Below are 431 nucleotides of genomic sequence, written 5' to 3' on the forward strand. Positions count from 1 at the left end.
GAAGTAGTACCTTTAATCACAAGTCCATCGACAGGTATTTTTTCTCCTGGTTTAACAATAAGATGATCGCCAACAACAACTTCTTTTAATGGGATCATTTGCGTAGTACCATTACGAATTACGCGTGCTTCTTTAGCTTGTAAATTTAACAATGTACTTAAAGCATTAGTCGTTTGAGATTTAGCACGTGCTTCTAAATATTTACCTAATAAGATAAGCGTGATCAATACTGCACTTGTTTCAAAATAAAGATGTGGTGTGATTTGTGGTTGGACAATCCATTTTATAGTTTCAAATAGACTATAGAAGTAAGCAGCACTTGTACCTAATGCTACTAATACATCCATGTTAGCCGAACCACTACGTAAACTTTTGTAGGCACCTATATAAAATTGCCAACCAATACCAAATTGTACAATAGTAGCTAAGGT

General features: G+C 34.6%; 1 pseudogene. It reads right to left on the bottom strand.

Annotation, left to right across the window (positions count from 1 at the left end):
- Positions 1 to 431 (bottom strand): annotated as a pseudogene (locus tag ACEWB7_RS17980) (heavy metal translocating P-type ATPase); the annotation flags it as partial.

Source organism: Acinetobacter sp. NIOH-H-8 (assembly GCF_046635365.1).
Taxonomy (GTDB): domain Bacteria; phylum Pseudomonadota; class Gammaproteobacteria; order Pseudomonadales; family Moraxellaceae; genus Acinetobacter.